At 73.7% G+C, this 25,673-nt stretch carries 23 protein-coding genes; 9 read left to right on the top strand and 14 right to left on the bottom strand.

Features of this window, described 5'->3' with window-relative positions:
• Positions 1-67: 67 nt before the first annotated feature.
• The 8 genes from VKK44_RS20140 to VKK44_RS20105 form a co-directional block, all read right to left on the bottom strand.
• Entirely contained in the window at positions 68-721 is a 654-nt protein-coding gene (locus VKK44_RS20140) for a COG4315 family predicted lipoprotein (RefSeq protein WP_343442721.1), read from the bottom strand.
• A gap of 199 nt (positions 722-920) precedes the next feature.
• The gene (locus VKK44_RS20135) at positions 921-1,700 is read right to left on the bottom strand and encodes an anti-sigma factor family protein (RefSeq protein WP_343442720.1); all 780 of its coding nucleotides are present in this window, start codon (positions 1,698-1,700) and stop codon (positions 921-923) included.
• Positions 1,697-2,395: a sigma-70 family RNA polymerase sigma factor gene (locus tag VKK44_RS20130; RefSeq protein ID WP_343442719.1), complete on the bottom strand. Its 699-nt coding sequence runs from the start codon at positions 2,393-2,395 to the stop codon at positions 1,697-1,699. Before VKK44_RS20130 ends, VKK44_RS20135 begins: the two co-directional genes overlap by 4 nt.
• An 82-nt stretch (positions 2,396-2,477) precedes the next feature.
• Entirely contained in the window at positions 2,478-3,335 is an 858-nt protein-coding gene (locus VKK44_RS20125; RefSeq protein ID WP_343442718.1) for a spermidine synthase, read from the bottom strand.
• Complete coding sequence (locus tag VKK44_RS20120; RefSeq protein WP_343442717.1) at positions 3,335-4,309, bottom strand: hypothetical protein; 975 nt, start codon at positions 4,307-4,309, stop codon at positions 3,335-3,337. The genes VKK44_RS20125 and VKK44_RS20120 overlap by 1 nt, the downstream gene beginning before the upstream one ends.
• A 134-nt stretch (positions 4,310-4,443) precedes the next feature.
• Positions 4,444-6,918, bottom strand: a complete 2,475-nt coding sequence (locus VKK44_RS20115; protein ID WP_343442716.1) for an SMC family ATPase — start codon at positions 6,916-6,918, stop codon at positions 4,444-4,446.
• Positions 6,918-8,066 carry an exonuclease SbcCD subunit D gene (locus tag VKK44_RS20110; protein WP_343442715.1) on the bottom strand — a complete coding sequence of 383 codons (1,149 nt, stop codon included), beginning with the start codon at positions 8,064-8,066 and terminating at the stop codon, positions 6,918-6,920. The genes VKK44_RS20115 and VKK44_RS20110 overlap by 1 nt, the downstream gene beginning before the upstream one ends.
• A 13-nt stretch (positions 8,067-8,079) precedes the next feature.
• Positions 8,080-9,828, bottom strand: coding sequence for an ATP-binding protein (locus VKK44_RS20105; RefSeq protein ID WP_343442713.1), 1,749 nt, complete (start codon positions 9,826-9,828; stop codon positions 8,080-8,082).
• 209 nt (positions 9,829-10,037) lie between these two features.
• Between VKK44_RS20105 and VKK44_RS20100 the strand changes: the two genes are divergently transcribed.
• On the top strand, positions 10,038-11,669 hold the full coding sequence (locus tag VKK44_RS20100) for a hypothetical protein (protein WP_343442711.1): 1,632 nt from the start codon (positions 10,038-10,040) through the stop codon (positions 11,667-11,669).
• On the opposite strand, the gene VKK44_RS20095 is transcribed toward VKK44_RS20100, so the two are convergent.
• Complete coding sequence (locus VKK44_RS20095; protein ID WP_343442709.1) at positions 11,670-12,071, bottom strand: DUF7144 family membrane protein; 402 nt, start codon at positions 12,069-12,071, stop codon at positions 11,670-11,672.
• A gap of 165 nt (positions 12,072-12,236) precedes the next feature.
• Positions 12,237-13,022 (bottom strand): pyrimidine reductase family protein, encoded by a 786-nt coding sequence (locus tag VKK44_RS20090; RefSeq protein WP_343442708.1) that lies wholly within the window; start codon positions 13,020-13,022, stop codon positions 12,237-12,239.
• Positions 13,023-13,354: 332 nt separating this feature from the next.
• On the opposite strand from VKK44_RS20090, the gene VKK44_RS20085 reads away from it, so the two are divergent.
• The 5 genes from VKK44_RS20085 (at position 13,355) to VKK44_RS20065 (ending at position 19,238) form a co-directional block, all read left to right on the top strand.
• Complete coding sequence (locus VKK44_RS20085) at positions 13,355-14,671, top strand: ABC transporter substrate-binding protein (RefSeq protein WP_343442707.1); 1,317 nt, start codon at positions 13,355-13,357, stop codon at positions 14,669-14,671.
• A gap of 121 nt (positions 14,672-14,792) precedes the next feature.
• Positions 14,793-15,770: a carbohydrate ABC transporter permease gene (locus tag VKK44_RS20080; RefSeq protein WP_343442706.1), complete on the top strand. Its 978-nt coding sequence runs from the start codon at positions 14,793-14,795 to the stop codon at positions 15,768-15,770.
• 10 nt (positions 15,771-15,780) lie between these two features.
• Positions 15,781-16,677, top strand: a complete 897-nt coding sequence (locus tag VKK44_RS20075; RefSeq protein ID WP_343442705.1) for a carbohydrate ABC transporter permease — start codon at positions 15,781-15,783, stop codon at positions 16,675-16,677.
• Positions 16,674-18,107 carry a GH1 family beta-glucosidase gene (locus tag VKK44_RS20070; protein ID WP_343442704.1) on the top strand — a complete coding sequence of 478 codons (1,434 nt, stop codon included), beginning with the start codon at positions 16,674-16,676 and terminating at the stop codon, positions 18,105-18,107. The genes VKK44_RS20075 and VKK44_RS20070 overlap by 4 nt, the downstream gene beginning before the upstream one ends.
• Positions 18,108-18,191: 84 nt before the next feature.
• Positions 18,192-19,238: a LacI family DNA-binding transcriptional regulator gene (locus VKK44_RS20065; protein WP_343442703.1), complete on the top strand. Its 1,047-nt coding sequence runs from the start codon at positions 18,192-18,194 to the stop codon at positions 19,236-19,238.
• 141 nt (positions 19,239-19,379) lie between these two features.
• Here the strand turns inward: VKK44_RS20065 and VKK44_RS20060 are convergent, their stop codons facing one another.
• Positions 19,380-20,591 carry an acyl-CoA dehydrogenase family protein gene (locus VKK44_RS20060; RefSeq protein ID WP_343442702.1) on the bottom strand — a complete coding sequence of 404 codons (1,212 nt, stop codon included), beginning with the start codon at positions 20,589-20,591 and terminating at the stop codon, positions 19,380-19,382.
• The gene (locus tag VKK44_RS20055) at positions 20,591-21,664 is read right to left on the bottom strand and encodes a phosphotransferase family protein (protein WP_343442700.1); all 1,074 of its coding nucleotides are present in this window, start codon (positions 21,662-21,664) and stop codon (positions 20,591-20,593) included. The genes VKK44_RS20060 and VKK44_RS20055 overlap by 1 nt, the downstream gene beginning before the upstream one ends.
• 148 nt (positions 21,665-21,812) lie before the next feature.
• Here VKK44_RS20055 and VKK44_RS20050 point away from each other — a divergent pair, with 148 nt between their 5' ends.
• Complete coding sequence (locus VKK44_RS20050; RefSeq protein ID WP_343442699.1) at positions 21,813-22,517, top strand: ACT domain-containing protein; 705 nt, start codon at positions 21,813-21,815, stop codon at positions 22,515-22,517.
• Between the two features lie 81 nt (positions 22,518-22,598).
• Positions 22,599-23,753: a GNAT family N-acetyltransferase gene (locus tag VKK44_RS20045; protein WP_343442698.1), complete on the top strand. Its 1,155-nt coding sequence runs from the start codon at positions 22,599-22,601 to the stop codon at positions 23,751-23,753.
• 318 nt (positions 23,754-24,071) lie between these two features.
• Here the strand turns inward: VKK44_RS20045 and VKK44_RS20040 are convergent, their stop codons facing one another.
• Positions 24,072-24,263 carry a DUF397 domain-containing protein gene (locus VKK44_RS20040; protein ID WP_343442697.1) on the bottom strand — a complete coding sequence of 64 codons (192 nt, stop codon included), beginning with the start codon at positions 24,261-24,263 and terminating at the stop codon, positions 24,072-24,074.
• Positions 24,254-25,021 carry a helix-turn-helix transcriptional regulator gene (locus tag VKK44_RS20035; protein ID WP_343442696.1) on the bottom strand — a complete coding sequence of 256 codons (768 nt, stop codon included), beginning with the start codon at positions 25,019-25,021 and terminating at the stop codon, positions 24,254-24,256. Before VKK44_RS20035 ends, VKK44_RS20040 begins: the two co-directional genes overlap by 10 nt.
• Positions 25,022-25,363: 342 nt before the next feature.
• Between VKK44_RS20035 and VKK44_RS20030 the strand changes: the two genes are divergently transcribed.
• Positions 25,364-25,657, top strand: coding sequence for a hypothetical protein (locus VKK44_RS20030; protein ID WP_343442695.1), 294 nt, complete (start codon positions 25,364-25,366; stop codon positions 25,655-25,657).
• Positions 25,658-25,673 lie beyond the last annotated feature (16 nt).

Raw genomic sequence — 25,673 nt, 5'->3', positions numbered from 1 at the left:
TCCCGGGTCCGCGACGGTGACCGGCCGCGCCCTCCCCGGCGGCGGCCGGTCACCGTGTCCGGTGCGGTCAGTACGAGTAGTCCGAGCCGCCCGAGTCGCCCGAACCGCCGGACGCCGGCGGGGCGACCGCCTTCGGGGTGCCGGTCGGCAGGCAGGTCAGGTTCTTCTTGCCGTTCGGGTCGACGACGAACCAGGTGCCGCCGACGCCCTGGCCCTTCCACTGGCCGGGCTTCTTGTCACCGATGTAGCGGTAGACCGGCCAGTCCCCGATCGTGATCTGCCGGGTGCCGTCCTGGCGGGTGACGGTGCCGACCTTGTCGTCGGAGACGCCCTGGAGCTGCGGGTTGCCGTCGGTCAGCGCCGGCGGCCAGACCTCGGCGCACTTGTCCACGCAGTTGGACTGCGCCGGGTTCGACGAGTCCTTGTCGAACCGGTACAGCACCCAGCCGTCCTGGTCGGTGACGACCTTGCCCATCCGGGGCAGCTTCTTGCCGACCAGTTCGTCGGTGAGTTTCACGTCCGACGGGGGCGCCTGGTCGACGGCGGGCGCCTCCGGGGAGGCCGACGCCTCCGGCTCGGCCGCCGCGGTGGGCTCGGCCGCGGCGACGGCGACCGGCTCCGCCGCGCCCGAGTTCGCCCCGTTGTAGCCCGCGGGGGCGCAGGCCGTAAGTGCGACCATCGCGCTCGCGACGATGACGGTCGTCCGCATGTGGTGTGCCACGTGCCCTCCTCGTTCTTGGCAGTTCGCCCGGTAGTACGGGCGGCAGCGCTGTCAAGGTTGAAGTCGAAAGGGTGGGCCATTTCACAGTGGACGGATTGAACCGATCCGGTCCGTGGCGCGTGCGCCACCACGACGGTCCGGGCACGACACGACGGCGCCGGGCGGCCACGCCCCCCCGGGGCCCCGTCGACGCGGTGGATCAGAGGTCGGAGACGGTCACCAGCGGGCTCGCCACGCCGTTGACGTCCACGGACTGCACCTGGACCTTCTCGATGTCGCCGAGCGGGGCCGAGGTCGACGCGGTCAGCTCCAGCCCGAGCGGGTTCTGGTTGGTGCCGTAGCCGCCACCCGGCACCGACCAGGTGCCGACCACCTCGCTGGTGGCGTTCTTGCGCACCACCAGCAGCCGGCACGTGCGCGGCCCGGGCAGCCGGCTGAGCTGCACGGCGATCTGGGTGCCGTACTCCTTCTCCGCCAGCCACATCGTGGTCTTCACGCCGGTGCCCGGATCGGTGGCGTTGTGCTGGTCGCCCTCCTGCTCGTTGCCGCCGACGTCCGGGTCGTTCGGGTCGTCCGGCCGACCGCTCGGCGCGGCGGTCGGCACGCTCTGCGTCGGCTCGGCCCGCGGCACCGGCGGCGCGTCGTCGCCGAGAAAACCGGCCGCGACGCCGCTCAGGCCGCCGAACACCACCACGGCCGCCGCGGTGGCCAGCAACTGCCGGACCCGGGTACGCCGCCGGTCCCGCCGCACCGCCACCAGCGTCCGGTCCAGCAGCGCCGGGTCGGTGTGGGTCTGCTCCAACGCGGCCATCGCCTCGCCGTCGATGCCGGAGAGCAACCCCACCACCGGGACCATCGTCTCCAGCTCCGCCGCGCACGCCCAGCAGGTGGCCAGGTGCTCCTCGAACCGCTCCGCGTCCTGTGCGTCCAGCACACCGAGCGCGTACGCGGCGACGTCCATGTGGTCGGCCCGGCTCATTCCGTCACCCCCCTCTCCTGCAGAGCCGTGCGCAGCGCGCGCAGCGCGTAGTAGACCCGGGACTTCGCGGTGCCCAGCGGCAGGCCCAGCTCCTCCGCCGCCTCCGGCACCGTACGACCCCGGAAGTACGTCGCCACCAGGATCTCCCGGTGCGACTGGCTGAGCGTACGCAGCGCGTCCGCCACGGTCATCGTGCGCAGCACCCGGTCGGTGCTGTCCGACTCGGCGAACGCGGTCAGGTCCCGGTCGTACGTCTCCGCCGGGCGGGACTGTTCGCTGCGGTGCTCGTCGATGGCGATCCGCCGGGCCACCGTGACCAGCCAGGGACGCAGCGAGCCCTGGCCCTGCACGCCGAGGCGGTGCGCGTTGCGCCAGGCCCGCAGCAGCGTCTCCTGCACGATGTCCTCGGCGCGCTGCCGGTCCCCGCCGGTCAGCCGCATCACGAACATCAGCAGCGGGCCGGCGTGCTCCGCGTAGAGCAGGCGGATCAACTGGTCGGAGTGGCTGGCCTCGGCGGAGGTCGCCTGGTGGCGTCCGGGGGCGGGTCGAGGCGGCACCGGGTCATTCTGGCGATCGGCGGGGTGCGCGTCGACCCCCCGGCCCGAGCGCGACGCGCGGGAGTGTGGCTGCGCCCGGGCGAACATCCACTCGGGCCTCGCCACCTCGCCGTGCCAGCCGGCCGCCACCGCATGCATGCAGACCTCCGGTGTCCAATGACGTCAGCCGGCCCCCCACGGGCATGGCCGCCCGGTGATACGCAGCGATCCGCCGATCGGATCAACGTTTGACGGAAAAGATTCCCGGCGGTGGCGGGGTGGAGTCCACCGCGTCCGCGTCGGAGACCACCGGGACGCCGCCGGCGAAGCGGTCCAGCTCGTCGCCGGCCACCACCCGGCCCGGGAACCAGTCGCCGGCCGCGCGCCGGGACAGCTCCGGCATCGGCGGCTCCACCCGGGACGCCACCAGCACCAGGTTGCCGTACCGCCGGCCGCGCAGCACCGCCGCGTCGCCCACCAAACAGGCCCGGGGCAGCACGGTACGCACGGTGGCGACCTGCCCACGGACGTGCCGCAGCGGCGGGCCGTCGGCGACGTTCGCCAGGTAGTGACCGTCCGGCGCCAGCACCCGGGCCACCTCGGCGGCGAACTCCACCGAGGTCAGGTGGGCCGGGGTGCGGGCGCCGGCGAAGACGTCCGCGACGATCACGTCGTACCCGCCGTCCCGGCTGGACGACAGCGTGGCGCGGGCGTCGGCCACCCGCACCCGCAACCGGGGATCGGACGGCCAGGGCAGCTCCCGCCGGACCAGCTCCACCAGCGCGCCGTCCACCTCGGACACCCGCTGCGTCGAACCGGGCCGGGTGGCCTGCACGTACCGGGGCAGCGTCAGCGCACCGCCGCCCAGGTGCAGCACCCGCAGCGGCACGCCGGCGGGCGCGACCAGGTCGATCGCGGCGGCCAGCCGCCGGACGTACTCGAACTCCAGATGCGTCGCGTCGGTCAGGTCCACATGCGACTGCGGCGCGCCGTCCAGCAGCAGCGTCCACGAGCCGGGGCGGTCCCGGTCCGGCACCAGCTCGGCCCGCCCGGTGTCGACGTCCGCCACCACCCGGTCGGTGTCCCGTCGCCGGCCCATCAGCGCCGCATCCCCCGCGCCGCCGAGGTGAGCACCCGGTGCAGCAGCCGCGCGTCGCCGAGCATCCCGCGCAGCTTGCGCTCCAGCCCGGCGATCGGCACCAGGTTCTGCGGGGCCCGCGGGTCCTTGTACGGGGTGGACGCGAACCGGGGCAGCGTGACCAGGGACAGGTCCGCCAGCGCGACCGCCTCCGGCACGGTCAGCTCGGCCGAGCACTCCATCCGCACGATGCCCGCCCAGGGCGCACCGGCGGCCACCGGCAGGCGCACGTACCACGACCAGCCGCCCCACGCCGTGCCCAGCCGGAACACCGGGCAGCGCTGACCCGGCGCCAGCCCGGTCACCACCGCGGTCAGCCGGGCGTCGAGATACTGGCTGTGCTGCGTCTTGATGTAACCCAGGGTGCGTGGGAGGTTCCGGCGGCTGCGCAGCGGACCGTCCACCACCAGCAGGTCGCCGTCGGCGCGGACCGCGTCCGAGACGGCCACCTCCAGCGCGGTCAGCGGGCCCTGCACCGCGGCCGGCAGCTTGCTCAGCTCGCCGGTGCCGCCGACCCGGTGCACCGGATAGCGGATCGTGCCGGCCACCACGTCCTGCGCCGACGGGCTGGCGGTGAACAACCCCCGACCCACCCGGGAGCCGGCCAGCTCGGCCGCGCCGCGGTCCAGGTCGCAGCGGACCACCCCGGCCGCGTAGGAGGCGGCGATGCCGGGGAACGAGCCGCCGTCCTCCTCGGCCGTCCAGACGCTGGCGTCGATCCGGCGTACGCCGTCGACGAGCAGCACCACGTCCGGCGCCCGCACCCCCGGACGGGGATCGATCGCCCGCCAGTCGGTGACCGGCAGCTCGACGTCGGCCTCCACCTGGGCGCTGCTCGGCGTCGCCGGCCCGGCCCCACCCGCCGCCTCGAACGACGCCCCGTACGCCGGGTCCCACGAGTCGACGAAGAACCGGGGCTGTCCCGGCCGCGTCACGCGGCGCTCCTCGCGCTCATCGGGCTGGCCTTCCGTTCGCGACTGCGGGGCTCCGCTGCGCTGCGCTCCTCGCGCTCATCGGGCTGGCCTTCCGTTCGCGACTGCGGGGCTCCGCTGCGCTGCGCTCCTCGCGCTCACAGGCCGGTCCGTTCGACGCGGGCCGTGCGGGCGTCCTTGCGGACCTCGAAGCGGACCGGGATGCGCTCGGCCAGCGCCGGCACGTGGGTGACCACGCCGACCATCCGGTCGCCCCGGGCGGCCAAACTCTCCAGCGTGGCGGCGACCGTGTCCAACGTGGCCGCGTCGAGCGTGCCGAAGCCCTCGTCCAGCACGATCGACTCCAGGCTGGCCGCGCTCGTCGACATGCCGGCCAACTGCTCCGACAGCGCCAGCGCCAGCGCCAGCGACGCCTGGAACGTCTCCCCGCCGGACAGCGTCCGCACCCCGCGCCGCAGCCCGGCGTCGTGGTGGTCGACCACGAAGAACTCGCCCTTGTCGTGCACCAGGTCGTACTGCCCGCCGGACAGCTCCCGCAGGATCCGCGACGCGCCGTCGACCAGCAGGTCCAGCGCCTCGGTGAGCAGCCAGCGCTCGAAGTTGTTGGCCCGCAGGTGGCTCGCGAGCGCGCGTGCCACCCGCGCCTGCCGCTCGTGGCCGGCCCGCTGCTCCCGCAGCTCGACCGCCTGCTCGCGGCGCTCGGTGAGCCGGCGCAGCTCCGCCTCGGCCCGCTCCACCGCCACCGCGGCGTCGCGCAGCGGATCGTCCGGCGCGTCCAGCCCGGCGGCGGCGAACAACGCGCCGAGCCGGTCGGACACCTCGGCCGCCGCCCGCTGGGCCGCGTCCACCGACCCGGCCAGCCCGCCCCGGTCGGCCCGCCGCCGGTCGGCCTGCTCGCCCGCCCAGCCGGCCAGCGCCGCCCAGGCCACGGCCACGTCGTCCCGGTCGGCGGCCGGCGGGCCGAACCGGGCCAGCCCGTCCCGCACCGCGTCGAAGTCGCGCCACGCCCGGCGCAGCCGGTCCTGCGCGCCGTCGAGCGTGCCCCGGGCCCGCCGGGCGGCCTCCCGGCCGGCCCGGACCGCGCCACCCGCCTCGTCCAACGCGGCCCGGAGCCGGGCGTGCTCGGCCAGCGACCCGCGCAGCGCCTCCGGCGCGGCGGCGTCGGTGAGCTGCCCGTCCAGCTCGGCCAGCCGCGCGGCGAGCCCGTCCTGCTCGGCCCGGACCCGCAGCAGCGCCCGGTCCAGGTCACGGGCGGCGGCGTCGCGCTCGGTCACCACCCGCTTCGCGGCCTCGCTGGCCGACCGCGCCGCCTTGCCGGCCGCGATCGCCCGGCTCACCGCCGAACCCTTCGGCACCGCCGGCACGGCGACCACCACCTGCTCGCACACCGGGCAGGGCGCGCCGTCGACCAGGTGCGCCCGCAGCGCCACCGCCTGGTCGGCCGCCTTGGCCTCCTCGTGCGCCCGGAACGCCGCCTCCAGCTCGACCTCGGCCCGCTCGGCGGCGGCCCGCGCCGCGTGCAGCGCCGCGACCGCCGCGTCGTGCTCGGCGCGCGCCGCGTCGACCGCCGCGCGGACCGTCGCCGCCTCGCCGGTCAACCGCTCCCGGTCGGCGTACGCCCGCAGCAGCAGGCGCAGCGCGCTCTCGTCGCCGGCCGCCGCCAGCTCGCCGCGCAGCTTCTCCTCGCGCTCCTCGGCCAGCCCGACCGCCGCGGTCGCCTCGTCGACGGCCACCCGGGCCGCGGCCACCGCGCGGGCCAGCTCGGCGGTGCCGTCCGGCGGCCGGACCCCGGCCAGCACGCCCAGCTCGGCGTCGAGCGCGGCCAGCGCCGCGGCCCGCTCACCGGCCGTGGCCCGGGCCCGCTCCAGCTCCGGTACGGCCGCCGCGACCGCCCCGGCCAGCTCCCGCACCGCCTCGACCCGGCCCCGGGCGTCGGCCAGCCGCGCGTCGTCCACGTCGGCGAGCCCGCCGAGCACCTTGTCGACCGTCTCCAGCTTCGCCTCGGCCTGCCCGGCGCGCTCGACCGCCTTCTTCTGCACGCCCTCGTAGACGCCCAGCCCGAGCAGGTTCACCAGGATCTGCTGGCGGGTGGCCGGCTTCGCGTGCAGGAAGTCGGCGAACTGCCCCTGCGGCAGCACCACGCAGGAGGTGAACTGCTCGTACGGCAGCCCGACCGCGTCCAGCACCGCCTGCTCCATCTCGGCCGGCGTGCCGGCCACCACGTCGCCCAGGTCCTCCGGGCTGAGCCCGGTGTCGAGCTTGGTGACGTCGAACCCGGGCGGCATGAGCTGGAGCCCGGCGTTTGCCGTCTTCACCGTGCCCCGACCGTCGCGGCGGACCACCCGGGTGGCGACGTAGCGGTCGCCGGCGGACTCGAAGACCAGCCGGACCCGCGCCTCGGTGGCGGACGGCGCCAGCGCGTTCGCCAGCCCCCGCGCGCCGCCCCAGCGCGGCACCGTGCCGTAGAGCGCGAAGCAGATCGCGTCGAGCACCGTCGACTTGCCCGAGCCGGTCGGCCCGACCAGCGCGAAGAAGTCGGCGTCGGTGAAGTCGACGGTGGTCTCCTCGCGGAACACGGTGAAACCGGCCATGTCCAGCCGCATCGGCCGCATCAGTGCTCCACCTCCTCGAGCAGCTCGTCGAAGAGTTCCCGCACGCCGTCGTCGGCATGCCCGCGGCTGCCCAGGTAGTCGGCGAACAGCTCGCGCGGCGAGCGGCCGGCCCGCTGCGCGGTGCGGGTGCCGCTGCCCGGCGCCGGCATCAGCTCCGGGTCGATCCTGATCTCCAGCGCCCGCGGGAGCAGCTCCTGGACCTCCTCGCGCAGCCCGGCCCGGGGTTGCTCCCGGACGAAGACCCGCAGCCAGCCGTCCGGCGGCTCGATCTCGGCGAGCTGCGCGAGGGTGCCCCGCACCGTGCGCAGCGGCACCGCCCCGGGCACCGGCACCTCCCGGACCCGGGCGGCGGTGGTGGCGGTGACCTCCACGATCGTCACCGAGCCGACGTTTTCCTGCTCGCCGAAGTCGACCGCGAGCGGGCTGCCGCTGTAGCGGATCGGGCAGGGGCCGATCACGCGCTGGGAGCGGTGCAGGTGACCCAGCGCCACGTAGTGCGCGTTGCCGGGGAAGACGGTCGCCGGCACCGCGTAGCCGAGCACGGTGTGCGCGTCCCGCTCGCCACCGCCGGTGCTCGCCCCGACCACGGTGAGGTGCGCGGTGACCAGGTGCACCCGGTCCGGCTCGGTGAAGCCCTCGGCCAGCTTGTCGAGCACCCGGCCGAGATGGTCGGCGTAGGTCTGGTTGGCCTCGGCCGGGGTGAGCGCGTACATCTCCACCGCGCGGACCGCGTAGCGCTGGGACAGGAACGGCAGCGCGGCGACCTGCCACCGCTCGCCGTCGCGGGTCACCCCGTCGACCACGTGCTCGGCCGGGTTCTCCCGCACGCTGCCGCGCAGCGTGATGCCGGCGGCGTCGGCCCACGGGCGCAGCGCGTCGAGCGCCGCGCCGTTGTCGTGGTTGCCGCCGATCGCCAGCACGTCGGCGCCGGTGCGGCGCAGCGCGGTCAGCGCGCGGGTCACCAGCCGGGTCGCCTCCGGCGTGGGCGCGGCGGTGTCGTAGAGGTCACCGGCGACGATCACCAGGTCGGGCCGCTCGTCGCGGGCGATGTCGATCACCTGGGCGAGGACCTGCGTGTGCTCCTCGGCCCGGGACTGCCCCTTGAGGACCTTGCCGACGTGCCAGTCGGAGGTGTGCAGGATCTTCATGGTGGGTCGCCGCCTAGAACGGGATGTCGTCGTCGGAGGTGCCGGAGCCGACCACCGCGAACGGGTCGGCGGCCTGCGTGATCGACCGTAGCGTCTCCGACGGGGCGCGGCCCGCCTCGGAGACCCGGGTGGCCCACGCCGGGAACGGGAACTCCAGGCAGAGCGGCACCGGGATGTCGGGCTGGTTGACGAACATGGTGCCGGGCTTGGCCAGCAGCGCCCGCTGGCGCTGGGCGGGCGGCAGGAAGCCGTACTCCGGGCGGGACGCCTCGGCCGGGTCGAGCCGGCCGACCACCCGGATCGCCGAGTTGGTGACGATCCGCCGTTCCACCTCGCTCGCGGTCTGTTGCGCGCCGACCAGGATCACCCCCAGCGAGCGGCCCCGCTCGGCGATGTCGAGCAGCACCTCCTTGATCGGGGAGGAGCCCTCGCGGGGCGCGTACTTGTTCAACTCGTCGAGCACGACGAAGAGCAACGGCTTGGCGGTGCCGGCCTTCTCCTTGCGCTCGAACTCGCTCTTGAGCGTCACGCCGACCACGAAGCGCTGCGCGCGGTCCGGCAGGTTGTGCAGGTCGACCACCGTGACCTGGGCGCTCTCCGCGGTGTTGATCGAGTGCGGGCGGCGGGTGGCCAGGTCACCGCGGATCAGCCGGCCCAGGTCCTTCTTGCTGCCGATGAGCCGGCGGGCGAACGCGTTGACCGTGCCCAGGCCGACCGCGCTGCCGGCCCACTCGCCCCGGGTCTCGTCGTCGTTGAGCTGCTCGACCACGTGGTCGACCAGGTCGGCGTAGGAGCCGAGGCGGACCCCGTCGATGCTCACCCCGCCGTCGGCGGGCTGGGCGTATCGGGCCAGGTGGGCGGCGACCGAGTGGACCACCATGGTGTATTGCTGGCGCTCGTCGTCGGCGTCGGCGAAGACGTAGGGCAGGAGCCGGTCGGCGCAGAACTCGCTCAGCGTCCAGTAGAAGCTGTCCACGCCGGTGAGCCGGCTGCTCACGTCCGGCGTGCCGGAGGAGTCGCCGACCCGGGGCGGGGCGTAGACCCGCACGTCGGGGAACGCGCCGGCGTCGAGACCGAGCTTCGCGTACGCCGCGCGGGTCGGGTCGTCGAGCCGGGTGTTCGGGTGGTCGAGGAAGAGCAGGTCCTCGCCCTTCACGTTGAAGATCAGCGCCTTGGCGTTGACCGCGTCGCCGCCGAGCACGCCGGAGCGGAACACCGAGTAGAGCAGGAAGGTGGCGAAGCTGGTCTTGGTGGCCACCCCGGAGATGCCGGAGATGGAGATGTGCGCGCCGCGGGTGCCGTCGAGGAAGTCGGCGTTGAGGTAGACCGGGACGCCGTCGCGGCCCATCCCCATCGGGATCCGCCGCTCCATCCGGTCGAAGTGCAGCGCCCGGGCCCGGGCGTCGCCCTCGGCCCGGTGCACCACCGCGCCCGGGGTGGGCGGGACGTAGAACTCCGGGTCGACCCGGGTGGTGGTGATCTCGGCGGCCTCCTGCACCTGCGCCGGCAGCGTGCCGTCGGCGATGGCGAAGACGTCGGAGTCGAACTGCGCCCCCTCGTGCCGGGCGCGCACCTGGGTCACCACGCCGGCGATGGTCACCGGCTCCCGGTCGGGCAGCTCGCGTCGGGTCACCACCACGTCGTCGAGTTGCAGGTAGCTCCCCGGGGCGACGGCCGTCCAGAAGGTGAGCGGGGTGGCGTCGGCGGTGCCGAGCACCCGGCCGACCCCCTCGCCGGGGCCGTCGAGCTGGTCGTCGGTCATCGGCGGTCTCCGGTCGGCTGGTCGTCGGATTGGCGGCGCACGTCCTGCATCCTGCCCGAGGGATGCGACAGGTTGCCACGCGACGCGTCGGACGCCACGCCGGCCGGTCGCCGGGCGGATCCGGGCGAACACCGTACGTGCGTTTTCGCGCCCGACGCGCCTCCGACACGACATCCTGCAAGGAGGCCGGGAGAGCGGGGGAGAGGCACGTGGCGTCGACACGGGACCGGCTGGTCGGCCTGTTCGCGCTCGCCGCGACCCTGCCGGCGGTCGAGGAGGCGGTGCTGGTCGGGGTGCGGTTCCACGCCGCACGAGGGCTCGCGCCGCAGGTCACCTCCGTCTGGCCGTACGACTCCTACCACGACCTGCGGTGGCTGCTGGTCTACCACGACTCGTGGGGCAGTTTCGGGCTCGGCCTGCTCGCGCTGATCGTGCTCCGCGGGCTGTTCTCCGCGCTGCTCACCTGGCTGGCCTGGCCGGACGCGGCGCCCCGGCCGTCGCGTCGCAGGCTGCTGCGGCGCAACCTGACGGTCGCCGTGGTGGCGGTGGTGGCGATCTCGCCGTGGGCCGCGCTCTCCGTCGCCTTCTCCACGGTGGCGCTGTCCTGGTACCTGTTCGCCTCGCTCGCCCCGCTGCTGGTCACCGCGCCGTTCCTGGCCCGGGCCGGGGTGGTGGACCGCTGGTGGCGCGGGCTGCCGACGATCGAGCTGTTCGGCTGGTCGACGCTCAACTTCGCGATGCTCACCCTGGCCGGCGCGCTGATCTCCAGCGTCCCCGGCTGGTGGCCGGTGCCGGTCGCCGCGCTCGCCGGGGTGGCGAACGGGGCGCTCTGGCTGCGGGTCGTCGACGCCGCGGTGCGGCCGGCCCGGGTCCACCTGCCCCGGGTCCCGGCCGCGCCGATCGTGATCGCGCTGGCCGTGGTCGGCGCGGTCTGGGCCGAGTCGTTCATCGGGATCGCGACCGGCGGGCCGGGGTCGTGGCGCCCGCCGATTCTGTCCCAGCGGCTGCCGGACGGGGTGCCCGAGGCGGTGATCGTGCTGGACGGGCACGACTCGCGCTGGGACGGCGAGCCGGCCGCCGACCCCCGGGTCGAGCGGTACTCCTACCGGGGACTGGACGCCTCGGGGCGTCCGCTGCCGTACCTGCCGGAGGCCACCCACCAGTCGCTGGACACCAGCGCGGTGGTGCTGGCGGCGCACGTGCGGGCGCTGCACCGGCGTACCGGCCGGCCGATCGCGTTGGTCGGGCAGAGCGAGGGCGCGATGGTGGTCCGTACCTTCCTGGACAAGCTGCCGCGCGGGCCGGTGACCGCGGCGGTGCTGTTCAGTCCGCTGGTGCGGCCCGGTCGCGCCTACTACCCCCCACCGGGGTACGAGGGCTGGGGCGTGGCCACCGGCTGGCAGCTACGGGGACTGTTCTGGCTGGCCAACCTGCCCCGTTCGGTGAAGGACAAACCGGACGAGCCCTTCGTGCGGTCGATCCTGGTGAACGCGCCGTTCTACCGCAACCGCACGCTCTGCCCGGTGCCGGGCGTCCGGGTGATCGCGTTCCTGCCCACGGTGGCCGCCGCCGAGGCGCCGCCAGGCGAGTACAGCCATGTGCCGGTCTACCAGTTGCCCGCGTTCCACGGCGGCCTGATCGGCGACCGGGCCGTCCAGGACGAGGTGACCCGGTTCCTGGCGGGCGAGCCGATCCACCAGCCGCGCCGCGAGTACGACCTGCTCCAGCGCATCGGCTCGGCCTGGCAGGCGCCGTCGCTGCTGCTGACGCGGAACCCGCTCTGGTCGGCTACCCGGGAGGGTGACCCGGCCCGCTACGGTCGGGTCTGTCAGCCGCGGTGATCAGCCGGCCCGCGTCGCCCGGCGGTGGCGCAGCAGCAGCCGCAGCGCGGTGCCGTCGAGCGCGACCACGAGGACGGCCCGCAGCGGCGCGTACGGCAGGAGCAGCAGGTCGATCACGACCGCGGGCAGCACGCAGCAGTACGCCACCGGCACCGCCCACCGTCGGCCGGTGAGCAGCGCCAGCCCGGCGACGGTGACCGCGGCCCCGACCGCGAGGTGCGCCCACGCCCAACCGCCGAGGTCGACCCGGTAGACCCCGTCGGCGGTGGCCACGGCGAACCGTGCGTGCCCGGTGTGCGCCCAGGCCGACACCGCGTCCACCAGCCCGGCGGCGGTGAGCAGCCCGGCGGCGAGCAGCGGCCGGCGGGCCGGCCTCGCCCCGACCAGCTCCGTCACGCCCATCCTCCCAGGCTAGGGCCCTCCCCTCCCCCCACCCCGCCGTTCCGCCACCCCACTCTTCCCGTCACCCGCGCCCTGCGCGCTGTCGCACGGAAAGCGTGCCTGTCCCGGGCGAGATGACGACTCTTTCCGTGCGTCTGCGCGGACTCGGCGCGACCGAGGGCGCGGTCAGGTGGCGGGGGTGGCTCCGGCGGGCGGCGGGTCGGCCGCGTCGCGGGTGTAGCGCAGCATCAGCACCCCGTCGGCGGCGGCCAGCACGTGCCGCAGCGTCAGGTGGCGCGCGGCGCTGCCGGCCCCGGCGGTGATCCGGCCGGGGCCGCCGCCGGCGAGCAGCGGCGCCACGGTCAGGCACAGCTCGTCGACCAGGTCGGCCGCGGTGAGCGCGCCGAACAGGTGCGGGCCCCCCTCGCAGAGCACCTGGCCCAGCCCGCGGCGGCGCAGCTCGGCCAGCCCGGCGGGCAGGTCGACGTGGTCGGCGCCGCAGCGGATCAGGTCGGCGACCTCGGTGAGCCCGGCCGGCGGTTCGGCGTCGGAGCGGGTGAGCACCAGCGGCCGGACCGGGGCGTCGGCGAAGCAGGCCTGGGTCGGGTCGAGGTCGAGCGAGCCGGAGACCACCACCAGCGTCGGGAACTCGGCGAGGCCGTGCTCCCGGCGCCAGGCCCGGCGGTCGGCGCTCAGTCGGACCGCGCGGTAGCCCTCGTGCCGCAGCGTGCCGGCGGCGACCAGCAGGCCGTCGCAGAGCATCCGCAGCAGCCCGAACACGCGCTTGTCCGGCTCGCCGGAGAGCCCGGCGGAGTAGTCGTCCAGGGTGACCGCGCCGTCCGCGCTGGCGACGAAGTTCACCCGCAGGTGCGGCTGCGGCGCCCGGCCGTAGAGCGCGGTGAGCTGCGGGTCGGTCAGTGGACCGGACGCGGGTGCCGGCCAGCTCCGTTCGATCGGGGTGCCGGCACTCATTCGCCGGCCGGACCGGTGACCGGCGGGGTGGGCCCGGGGGCGCGGTGCTGGCAGTCGCACCACGTCCGGCCACGGCAGTCGCGGTGCCGCCGCTCCCGGCAGGCTCGGCAGATCATGCTGGCAGCCTATGCCGCGCGGGACCGGCCGAGCGCACGCGGTAACGAAATGGGAACGCTCCCAGTGGCCTATTGACACCCCTGTTACCTGCCGGCAATCTCATGGGAGCGCTCCCGCGAGTGGCGTGGATCTCTTTCCTGCCCGCTCCGGCCCGGCGCTGAACGCACCCCCCACCACAGAGATATCTCGCCTCACCACCGAAAGAGGGGTCCCGGATGAGCGTCCCAATTCGCCGCCGACAGCTCGCGGCCATCGCGCTCGCGTCCGTCGCGGTGCTCGCCACCGCCACCGCCTGTAGCGACGACTCGTCGTCCGACGGCGGCAGCAGCGACGGCCCGGTCACCCTGGTCGTCGACGTCTTCGGCGACCAGGGCTTCGGCTACGAAGACCTGTACAAGCAGTACGAAGCCGAGCACACCAACGTCAAGATCCAGGAGCGCGGCAAGGGCCTCGGTCTCGGTGACTACAACACCCGCCTGACCCAGCAGATCACCGCCGGCTCCGGCGCCGGTGACGTGGTGGCCCTCGAAGAGGGCACGATCGTCCAGTTCTACGCGCAGGCCGACAAGTTCGTGAACCTGGCCGACCACGGCGCGAACGACCTCAAGGGCAACTTCCTGCCGTGGAAGTGGGAGCAGGGCACCACCCCCGACGGCAAGGTGCTGGGCCTCGGCACCGACGTCGGCTCGATGGCGCTGTGCTACCGCACCGACCTGTTCAAGGCCGCCGGCCTGCCCACCGACCGCGAGCAGGTCGGCGCGCTCTGGCCCACCTGGGACCAGTTCATCGCCACCGGCCAGAAGTTCGCCGCCGCCGACAAGAAGCACAAGTTCGTCGACTCGGCGACCAACTTCTACAACGTGGTGCTGATGCAGATCGCGGGCCAGGGCACCGGCTACACGTACTACGACAAGAGCAACAAGCTGGTCATCGACCAGAACCCGGACGTGCAGGCCGCGTACCAGCTCACCACCAAGATGATCTCCGCCGGGCTGTCGAACAACCTGCAGTCCTTCTCCAACGAGTGGAACGCCGGTTTCAAGAACGGCACCTTCGCCACCATCGCCTGCCCGGCGTGGATGACCGGTGTGATCAAGGGCCAGGCCGGTGACGCGGCGGCCGGCAAGTGGGACATCGCCAAGGCCCCCGGCGCGGGCGGCAACTGGGGCGGCTCCTTCCTCGGCGTGCCGAAGTCGAGCAAGCACCAGAAGGAGGCCGCGGAGCTGGCCAAGTTCCTGACCAGCGCCAAGGGCCAGATCGGCGCGTACAAGGCGGTCGGCAACCTGCCGTCGAACCCGCAGGCGCTCACCGACCCGGCCGTGGCCGACTCGACCAACGACTACTTCAGCAAGGCCCCGGTCGGCAAGATCTTCGCCGCCGGCGCCACCGACCTGAAGCCGGTCTACCTCGGCCCGAAGAACAACGCGGTCCGCACCGCCGTGGAGAACACGCTGCGCGCCGTGGAGCAGGGCAAGTCCGCCGACGAGCAGTGGCAGGCGGCTTTGAAGAACGGTGCGGCCGCCGGTAAGTGATCCGACTGAGCCGCTCGCGGGTGGCGTCGGCAGCCCTGTGCTGCCGGCGCCACCCGCGGTGCCCGCAGAGCCCGGCGCCGCCCGTGAGGCGGGCGACGCCGGCCGAGGAGAAGGACTCCTGATGAGCCTCGACCTGCACGCCACGGCGCCGCCCGAGCCCCGCCCGCCGCGCGCCCGCACCTCGCACCGCCGCGCCAGCTCGGCCACCAAGCTGGACCTGAAGTACTCGCCCTACCTGTACGTCCTGCCCTTCTTCCTGCTCTTCGCCGTGTTCAGCGCGTACCCGATCGTGTACACGGTCTGGATCGCGTTGACCGACCGGTCCCCACTCAACGCGACGATCTCCTTCGTCGGGCTGGACAACTTCGTCGAACTGCTCACCGACGACCCGCAGTTCTGGAACGCGGTGGTGAACACGTTCGGCATGTTCGTGCTCTCCACCGTGCCCCAGCTGATGCTGGCGCTGATGCTGGCCAACGCGCTGAACCGGCGGCTGCGCGCGCAGACCTTCTTCCGGATGGCCATCGCGATGCCGATCATCACCTCGACCGCGGTGGTCGCGCTGATCTTCTCGATGATCTACGCCAAGGACTTCGGCCTGGTCAACTGGCTGCTCGACGCCGTCGGCCTGGACCCGATCGACTGGCGGGCGAACCGCTTCGCCTCCTGGTTCGCCATCTCCACCATGGTCGACTGGCGCTGGGTCGGCTACAACGCGCTGATCTACCTGGCCGCGATGCAGTCGATCAGCAAGGACATGTACGAGGCCGCCGCGCTCGACGGCGCGTCCCGGCGGCGTCAGTTCTGGTCGATCACGGTCCCGCAGCTGCGTCCCACGATCATCTTCACGCTGATCATCTCCACCATCGGCGGGCTCCAGCTCTTCACCGAGCCGCTGCTGTTCACCAGCGGGTCGGGCGGCCTCTCCGGCGGCTCCGAGGGCCAGTTCCAGACCATCACGATGTACCTGCTCGACGTGATGAACCAGCGCTTCCGGTGGGGTTACGCCGGGGCGGTCGCGCTCGTGCTCTTCGTGCTCATCGCACTGATGTCGACGATCAACTACCTGTTGGCCCGACGCATCAGCTCCGACAAGTGAAGGTGACGAGATGACGACCACCACACTCCGTCCGCCCACCCGGCCGACCGCGCCGGCCAAGGCCACCCACCAGGCCGAGCGGCTCTGGAAGGCCAGCCCGCTCACCTGGTTCGGGCTGGTCCTCGGCGTGATCCTGTCGCTGTTCCCGTTCTACTGGATGATCGTGATCGCCTCGCGGACCAACGACGCGGCCAACTCCTGGCCGCCGCCGTTCCTGCCCGGTGGCAAGCTCGGCGAGAACATCGAGCGGGTGCTGGCCAACGGCGACGCCAACGTCGTCAAGGGGCTGATGAACTCGTTCCTGGTCTCCGGGACGATCACCATCGCCACGGTGTTCTTCGGCTCGCTGGCCGGCTTCGCGTTCGCCAAGCTCCGCTTCCGGGGCAAGAACGCGCTGCTGCTGATCATCCTCGCCTCGATGATGGTGCCGATCCAGCTCGGCGTGCTCCCGCTCTACATCCTGATGGCGAAGCTCGACTGGCTGAACACCATGCCGTCGGTGACCGTGCCGTTCCTCATCGGCGGCTTCGGGATCTTCATGATGCGCCAGTACGCCGAACAGGCGGTCCCGAACGAGCTGATCGAGGCCGCCCGGGTGGACGGCTGCTCGACCTGGAAGGTGTACTGGCACGTGGTGATGCCCGCGCTGCGTCCCGCCGCCGCGGTGCTCGGTCTGCTGACGTTCATGGAGCAGTGGAACCAGTTCTTCTGGCCGTTCGTGGTGCTGGCCGACCCGTCCAACCCCACCGTCCAGATCTCGCTGCGCAGCCTCAACACCGCCTACTTCGCCGACAACTCGCAGATCTTCGCGGGTACGTTGATCGCGACCCTGCCCCTGTTCGTCGTGTTCGTTCTGTTCGGCCGCCAGATCATCGGCGGCATCATGGAAGGCGCCGTCAAGTCGTGAGCAACCCAGCCAGCCCGCCCGCCGTCGGCGTCCTCGACGAGGGCCCGGCCGTGACCTTCCCGCCCGGCTTCCTCTGGGGCGCGGCGACCGCCGCGTACCAGATCGAGGGCGCCGCGGCGGAGGGTGGCCGTACGCCGTCGATCTGGGACACCTTCAGCCACACCGAGGGTCGGACGGTGGCCGGGCACACCGGCGACGTGGCCTGTGACCACTACCACCGGATGTCGGACGACGTGCGGCTGATGGCCGACCTGGGGCTGCGGTCCTACCGTTTCTCCGTCTCCTGGCCCCGGGTGCAGCCCGGTGGTGCCGGCGCGGTCAACCAGGAGGGGATGGACTTCTACCGCCGCCTGGTCGACGAGCTGCTCGGTCACGGCATCGAGCCCTGGGTGACGCTCTACCACTGGGACCTGCCCCAGCCGCTGGAGGACGCCGGCGGCTGGCCGGCCCGGGACACCGCCGGCCGGTTCGCCGAATACTCGCAGCTGGTCGCCGACGCGCTCGGCGACCGGGTGAAGTACTTCACCACGCTGAACGAGCCGTGGTGCTCGGCGTTCCTCGGCTACGGCTCCGGTGTGCACGCGCCGGGCCGGTCGAACGGCGCGGACGCGGTCCGGGCCGGGCACCACCTGATGCTCGGGCACGGCCTGGCGGTGCAGGCGGTGCGGGCGTCCCGCCCGGAGGCGGAGCTCGGCATCACGGTGAACCTCTACCCGGTCACCCCGGCCACCGGGTCGGCGGCGGACGTCGACGCGGCCCGTCGCATCGACGCGCTGGCCAACCGCTTCTTCCTGGACCCGGTGCTGCGCGGCGCGTACCCGGCCGACCTGGTCGCCGACCTGCGCGGCGTCACCGACCTCGGGCACGTCCGCGACGGCGACCTCGCCACCATCTCCACGCCGCTGGACATGGTCGGGGTCAACTACTACAGCCGGCACGTGGTCGCCGCCCCGGTCGAGGGCGGGGAGCCGGAGCCCTACTGGCGGGCGCCGTCCTGCTGGCCGGGCAGCGAGGACGTCCGGTTCGTCACCCGGGGCGTGCCGGTCACGGACATGGACTGGGAGATCGACGCCCCGGGCCTCACCGAGACGCTGGAGCGGGTCCACCGGGAGTACACCGACCTGCCGCTCTACGTCACCGAGAACGGCTCGGCGTTCGTCGACACGCTGGCCGACGGCCGGGTCGACGACCCGGACCGGCTGGCCTACTTCGCCGCGCACCTGCGCGCGTCGCACGCCGCGATCGAGGCCGGGGTGCCGCTGAAGGGCTACTTCGCCTGGTCGCTCATGGACAACTTCGAGTGGGCCTGGGGCTACACGAAGCGGTTCGGCATGGTCTATGTCGACTACGACAGCCAGGCCCGGATCGCGAAGTCCAGCGCCAGGTGGTACGCCGACGTGATCCGACGTAACGGCCTGGCCGCACAATAAGCTGGGCCAGCCAGTAACGGGTGGCCCGGCGCCGGAGCCTCAACCGGTGCCGGGCCCACCCGACCGTCGGAGGAGCACAAGACGATGACAACGCAGCGCACCCGCTCGCTCGGGCGCCCGACCCTCGACGCGGTCGCGGCCCGCGCCGGCGTCGGGCGCGGCACGGTCTCCCGCGTGGTCAACGGCTCGCCGCAGGTCAGTCCGGAGGCCCGCGCGGCCGTCCAGCAGGCCATCGCCGAGCTGGGGTACGTGCCGAACCGGGCCGCCCGGGCGCTGGTCACCCAGCGGACCGACTCGGTGGCCCTGGTGGTCTCCGAGTCGGGGGAGCGGGTCTTCACCGAGCCGTTCTTCGCGGCGATCGTCCGGGGCGTCAGCTCCGGGTTGGTGGAGACGCCGATGCAGCTCTGGCTGGCGATGGTGCAGTCGCCGATCGAGCGGGAGCGGGTCGAGCACCACCTGACCAACCAGCACGTGGACGGCGTGCTCCTGCTCTCGCTGCACGACTCGGACCCGCTGCCGACGCTGCTGGAGGAGCGCGGCCTGCCCGCGGTGCTCGGTGGCCGGCCCGCCCGGATGCTGCACCCCAACGCCCAGCCCTCGTGGTTCGTCGACGTGGACAACGTCGGCGGCGCCCGGCAGGCGGTGGAGCACCTGTTCGCCCGGGGGCGGCGGCGGGTCGCCACCATCGCCGGCCCGCAGGACATGGGCGCCGGCCTGGCCCGGCTCTCCGGCTACCGGGAGGCGGTGCGCGCCGCCGGGGGCATGGTCGAGAACGGCCTGATCGCGTACGGGGACTTCAGCGAGGGCAGCGGCACCGCCGCCATGCGTCGGCTGCTGGATTCCTGCCCGGATCTGGACGCCGTCTTCGTCGCCTCCGACCTGATGGCCTTCGGCGCGTTGCGCGCGCTGCGGGAGGCGGGTCGCCGGGTGCCCGAGGACGTGGCGGTGATCGGCTTCGACGACGCCCCGATCGCCCGCCAGGCCGAGCCGCCGCTGACCACGGTGTTCCAGCCGGTGGAGGAGATGGGCCGGCAGATGGCCCGCCTCTTGGTCTCCCGCATCCGCGGCGACGACGTCCCCTCCCCCCATGTCCTCCTGAACACCGAGCTGATCCACCGCGCCTCCGCCTGACGCGCCCCCAGGTCCGCGCCCCCCGATCCGCGCCCGATCCGCGCTGATTCACGGAAAGAGTGGTCATCCCACGCGGAATGACCACTCTTTCCGTGAATCAGCGGCAGCGGGGCGAGGGTGGGGGAGGGGGAGGGGTACGGGTCAGGACCAGCGGCGGAGTTCGCGTCGGGCCAGGGACGCGCGGTGGACCTCGTCCGGGCCGTCGGCGAGGCGCAACGTGCGGGCCTGGGCCCAGAGCGCCGCGAGCGGGGTGTCCTGGCTGACGCCGGCCCCACCGTACGCCTGGATCGCCTTGTCGATCACCCACTCGGCCATCGCCGGGGTGGCGATCTTGATGGCCTGGATCTCGGTGTGTGCGCCCTTGTTGCCGACGGTGTCCATCAGCCAGGCGGTCTTGAGCACCAGCAGCCGGGCCTGCTCGATCCGGACCCGGGACTCGGCGATCCACTCCCGCACCACGCCCTGCTCGGCGAGCGGGCGGCCGAACGCCACCCGGTCCAGCGCGCGGCGGCAGAGCAGCTCCAGCGCCCGTTCGGCCATGCCGACCAGCCGCATGCAGTGGTGGATCCGGCCCGGACCGAGCCGCGCCTGGGCGATGGCGAACCCGGAGCCCTCGGCGCCGACCAGATTCTCCACCGGCACCCGGACGTCGACGAAGTCGATCTCGGCGTGCCCGCCGTGCGGGGCGTCGCTGTAGCCGAAGACGGTCATCCCCCGGCGTACCGTCACGCCCGGCGTGTCCCGGGGGACCAGGATCATGCTCTGCTGGCGGTGCCGGTCGGCGTCCGGGTCGGTCTTGCCCATCACGATGAAGATCTCGCAGCGCGGGTCCATCGCCCCGGACGACCACCACTTGCGGCCGTCGACCACGTAGTGGTCGCCGTCGCGGGTGATCCGGGTGGCGATGTTCGTCGCGTCGGAGGAGGCGACCTCCGGCTCGGTCATGCAGAACGCGGAACGGATCGTGCCGTCCAGCAGCGGCGCGAGCCAGCGCTCCCGTTGCGCGTCGGAGCCGAACTCGGCCAGCAGCTCCATGTTGCCGGTGTCCGGCGCGGCGCAGTTGAGCGCCTCCGGGGCCAGGTGCGGACTGCGCCCGGTCAGCTCGGCCAGCGGCGCGTACTGGAGGTTGGTCAGGCCGGCGCCGTAGCGCGCGTCCGGCAGGAACAGGTTCCACAGCCCCCGGGCCCGGGCCTCGGCCTTCAACTCGTCCATCACCGGCGGCCGGGCCCACGGGTCGCCGGCGGCGGTCACCTGCTCGTGGTGCACCGGCTCGGCCGGGAGGACGCACTCGGTGAGGAACGCCTCCAGCCGTTGCCGCAGCTCGACCGTGCGGTCGTCGTACGCGAACTCCATCACTTCTCCCTCACCGTGTGCAGACCGTGCGCGACCAGTGGCGCCACCATCTCACCGATCCGGTCGAAGCCCTCGCCCAGCGTCTGCCCGAGGGTGTGGCGGTAGTGGATGCCCTCGCAGATCACCGCCAGCTTGAAACAACCGAGCGCCACGTGCCAGTGCAGCGGCCCGACGTCGACGTCGCTGCGGCCGGCGTAGCGGTCGATCAGCTCGGCGCCGGTGGGGAAGCCGGCCCGGGGACCGATCCCGTCGGCCACCGGGTTGCCCTCGGCGTGGTCGCTGTCGCCCAGCACGTCCCAGTAGGTCAGCAGCAGGCCGAGGTCGGCGAGTGGATCGCCCAGCGTGGCCATCTCCCAGTCGAGCACCGCCCGCACCGTCGCCGGGTCGACGGTGGCGAGCAGGTTGTCCAGCCGGTAGTCACCGTGCACGATCCGGCCGGCGTTCGCGCCCTCCGGCACGCTGCCGGCCAGCGCGTCGCGCAGCTCGTCGATGCCGGGCAGCGGGCGGCTGCGGGAGCGGTCGAGCTGGCCGGCCCAGCGCCGGACCTGCCGGGCCAGGTAGCCGTCGGGGCGGCCGAAGTCGGCCAGCCCCACCTCGGCCGGCTCCACCCGGTGCAGCGTGGCGAGCGTGTCCATCATCGCCATGGCGAGGTCACGCCGCTGGCCGGCGGTCAGCGCGTCGGTCTGCTCACGCCGCCGGTAGACGTCGCCGTCGACGTGGGCCATCAGGTAGAACGGCGCGCCGATGACGCTCTCGTCGGTGCAGAGCAGCAGCGCCTCCGGGACCGGCACGCCGGTCGGGGCCAGCGCCGAGATCACCCGGTGCTCGCGCGCCATGTCGTGCGCGGTGGCCAGCACGTGCCCGAGCGGGGGCCGGCGCAGCACCACCTCGCGGTCACCGGCGCGCAGCAGGTAGGTCAGGTTGGACTTGCCGCCGGCGATCAGCCGCGCGGACAGCCGCCCGGCCAGGTCGGGCCGGTGGGCGGCCAGGTGGGCGGCGAGCCGGTCCAGGTCGAGCCCGCGCGGGGCCGGACCGGTCGGGGGCCGGGCGGCGTCGACGGCCGGATCGGTCATCCGGATAGTCGACGGCAGCTCAGCTTTGTTGTCAAGGTCGGATTTTCCCGGCGGGACATGCCGCGGCAACGGGGACGAAACGGCCGACCGGCAGGCTGGTCCAGCCTGCCGGTCATCGCGCCGGCCCGCCGAGCGGAGGGGATCAGACATGCTGCTGAGAGTTCGGGTGACCCTGCCCGACCGACCGGGCACGCTCGGCCAGGTGGCCCGGACACTCGGTGTCTCCGGTGCGGACATCGTCCAGGTGGTGGTCCTGGAGCGGCTCGGCGGACGGGCGGTCGACGACTTCACGGTGGTCTGGCCGGGCGCGGCGCGGGTGGAACGGCTGCTCGCCGGGCTGGCCGCGATCCCCGGCGTCCGGGTGGACGGGGTGTGGCGGGCGATCGGCACGCCGACCACCACGGGTCAGGACGCGGAGCTGCTGGCCCAGGTGGCGGCGAACCCGACCGACGGCGTGGCCACGCTCGTCGACGCCGTGCCCGGGCTGCTCGCCGCGGACTGGGCGGTGGCCGCGGTCGTGCCGCTGGACTGGGCCTCGCGTCCCGGTGGGGCCGGCACGGCGACGGTCGGGCACGCGAGCTGGCGTACCCCGACGCCGCCCCGGTTGCCCGAGGTGACCCCGCTGCGGGCCCGCGCGTTGACCAGCCCCGAGGGGCACCACTACGCGGTGGCGCCGTTCGGCCGGGCCGGGCTGGTGCTGGTGGTCTCCCGTGACCACGGCGAGCCGCTCTCGGCGGCGGCGTTCCACGCCACCGAGGTGGACCGGCTCGCCCAGCTCGTCCGCGCCAGCGCGGTGATCCTCGGCGACCGGCTGGACCTGGTGGGCGCGCCGCCGGTGACCACCATCACCTGACCCGGTGGCGGGGTGTCACCCCGGGGCAACGGGCCCGCAACAGGCGACCGGCATGGTCGGTGGTGAGGAAGGGAGACGACGATGGCGCTGTGGCGGATCCGAGCCACCGTGGACGACCGGCCGGGTTACCTGTCGGTGCTCACGGCGAGCCTCGCGTTGCGCGGGGTCAACATCCTCACCGTGCAGGTGCACACCACCGAGGTCGGCGCCGTCGACGACTTCCTGGTCGACGCGCCCGAGCAGGTCACCGAGGCCGACCTGCGGGCCGCGGTCGAGCGGGGCCGGGGGCGGGACTGCTGGGTGGCGCGCAGCGAGGCGCGCGGGCTGGCCGACGAGCCGACCCGGGTGCTCGGCCTGGCCGGTCGGCTGCTCCGCGATCCGGAGGGTGCCGGCGCGGCGCTGCGGACGCTGCTGGGCGCCGACGTGGTGACCTGGCGTCCGACGTCCACCGCTGCGCCGGGCGGCGTGGGCGGCACCACGATGCTGCTCGTCGACCCGGCGGGCGGCGCCTACGAGATGCGCCGCCGGGAGCCGAGCTTCACCCCGGCCGAGTACGCCCGGGCGCAGGCGCTGGTCGAGCTGGCGGCGACGCTGGACCGCCGGGACAGCCACCGGGTCACGCTGGTGCTGCCCGACGGCGGCGAGGTGTCGGTGCGGCCGGCCACCGCCGACGACGTGCCGGCCGTACGCGAGCTGCACGCCGCCTGTTCGGAGCGGAGCCGGCAGCGGCGTTACCTGAGCGGGGCGGCGCACCCGTCGCCGGCCCGGCTGCGGCGGCTGCTCGAACCGGCGCGGGGGGTGACCCTGCTCGCCACGGCGGGCTCCGGCGGGGCGGCGGAGCCGGTCGTGGCGATGGCCAACCTGCTCGGCGAGGGCGACGAGGCCGAGGCGGCGCTGCTGGTCCGGGACGACTGGCAGCGGCGGGGCCTCGGCTCGGCGCTGCTGCGTCGCCTGCTCGGTCACGCCGGCCGGGCCGGTTGCGCCGCGGTGCTGCTGCACGTGCAGGCCGAGAACACGCCGATGCTGCGGACGCTGCGCCGGCTGGACCGGCCGGCGACGCTGGAGCGTGACGGCTGCGTGCTGACCGCGACCGTGCCGCTGGCTCCCGTTCCGGCGTCCCCGGCCGGCCGTGGCGCGGGGCCGGCGCTGCCGACGCAGGTTGGCTGTGGCACGGCGACGGCCCTGCCGGCGCAGGCCGGCCACGGCTTGCCGAGCCAGCGGTCGGGTCCGATCTGATCTGACGGCCGTCCGGCCAGGCCCTCGGGCGAGCCGCAACGGCGCGGCACGTCGCGGGACCGGGCGGAGGGGCCGCAACCGGCGCCTCTCGGCGCCACCCTGACCGACCTCCGATGCGGGGGACGGTGACACGGCGGGGCCCCCGATGCGGGGGCCCCGTTCGTGTCCCTGGGCGGCAGGTAGATGGCCGCTACCTGCCTGCCGACAAGATGCCAACAACGCGCCGCCAGCCCCGGCGGATGCCGACGCTCGCCGACGCCTGACACGGCCGAGCGCCCCGGACCGCACGGGTCCGGGGCGCTCTCGGGGCCGTTTCGGTCAGCCGCGCTCGGCAACCTGGGCGACGAACACCTGCCAGGACTCCGGTGCGAAGACCAGCGCCGGCCCAGCAGGATCTTTGGAGTCCCGCACGCCGACGACGCCAGGAAGGTTGTCGGCGACCTCGACGCAGGCCCCGCCGTTACCGCTGCTGCGGCTGCTCTTGCGCCAGTGCGCGCCGGTCATGTCCATGTCTCTGCCACTTCCGTGATGAGGTCAACTGACTGCCAGTGCGAGAGGGCTTCGCCGCGGACGGCCTCCCACGCTGCCAGTATCGCCGCCACCTCGTCCGGCGCGCTAACCACTTGACCCTGTAGTTGGTTGTCGAGGTAGCCGGCGATTCGGTGGTCCGGGCAGGTAGCGAGCACGAAGGGCCCGTTCAGTCCGGCGTACGCACCGACCGACGAAGGCACCACGTGAACACGAATATGCGGCTCGGCGCACGCCTCGGCGAGCACTAAGAGTTGTTCCCGCATGGTCGCTCGGCCGCCGACCGGCCGCCGTAGAACGGCTTCGTCAACGACAGCCGTAAACAGCGGAGGATCATCACGCCGAAGGATGCCCTGCCGGGCAAGGCGGGCGGCAAGATGCCGCTCAACGTCCGCACGCGGGATCAGGCCCGCCCCGCCGAGCACGGCACGCGCGTACGCCTCGGTCTGAAGAAGACCGGGCAGCACTAAGGACTCATACCAGCGAAGTGACTGCGCTTCCCGCTCGATCTCCTGCCAGGGGCGGAACCATACCGGCTCGCGGCGTCTCGAAGTGTCCGGCCAGATGTCCGACACTGCGCGCCCGAGAGCGTCAGCGGCCGTAGCCCGGTGGGCGGGGTGCGGAATGCGATCCTCGGTCAGCCACCGCCCGACAGTCTTCGGATCTACTCCGACCTGGGAGGCAAGCGACTCGATCGTCTGGCCGGTCTGTCTCAACGCGGCGCGAAGCGCATCGTTCATCGCAACCTCCCGGCGATGTCCAAGATGTCTAGTCACCATATTTCTACGCGGTGTCAGTGTCCAGATACTCAATGCAAGGTGCTCTTTAGACGGCGCGGCCGGCAGGGACCACCCGAAACCCGGCGACCGTGTCAGTCAGGGGACCGCCTCGGCCGGCAGGCGTCAGCGCGGGGCGTCCTCTTCCATTTCCACGCGAGAGGAGGGCGTGTCCGTGCCCGAGGAGAAGCCGACCCCCAACCCGCAGTCGAGCCCGCCGCCGGTCCGGCCGAACCGCGTTCCGTCGTCGCGCTGGCTGTCGTCGCCGGCCGCGACGACGCTCTTTCCGCGACCGGGCGACGACCGGTGACCGCGCCGCGCCGCCGCCGGCCGGAGGTGCCCGCGCTGCGTGCTGGCGACGTCCTGCACCTGACCGGGGAGGCGTCGCCGCAGTTCGCCCGGCCGATCAGGGTACGGCTGATCCGGGTGCTGGACTGGACGACGTACGACGGTTGGTTGTGGGCCGATGTCTACCAGCTCGGCCCGGACGGCAACGCGACCGCCCGCCGGTCCCTGTTTTTGCGGCGGAGCGGGGTGCGCGTGCTGACCCCACCGCCGCCGGTGTCGCAGCGCCGCCCGCGCGTCGGCGCTCTCGTGTGATGGCCCGCCGCCCCGG

The organism is Micromonospora sp. DSM 45708, from assembly GCF_039566955.1.
Lineage (GTDB): Bacteria > Actinomycetota > Actinomycetes > Mycobacteriales > Micromonosporaceae > Micromonospora.
The sequence above is the reverse complement of the archived record's forward strand: the minus strand, read 5'-3'. Positions and strand labels throughout refer to the sequence as shown.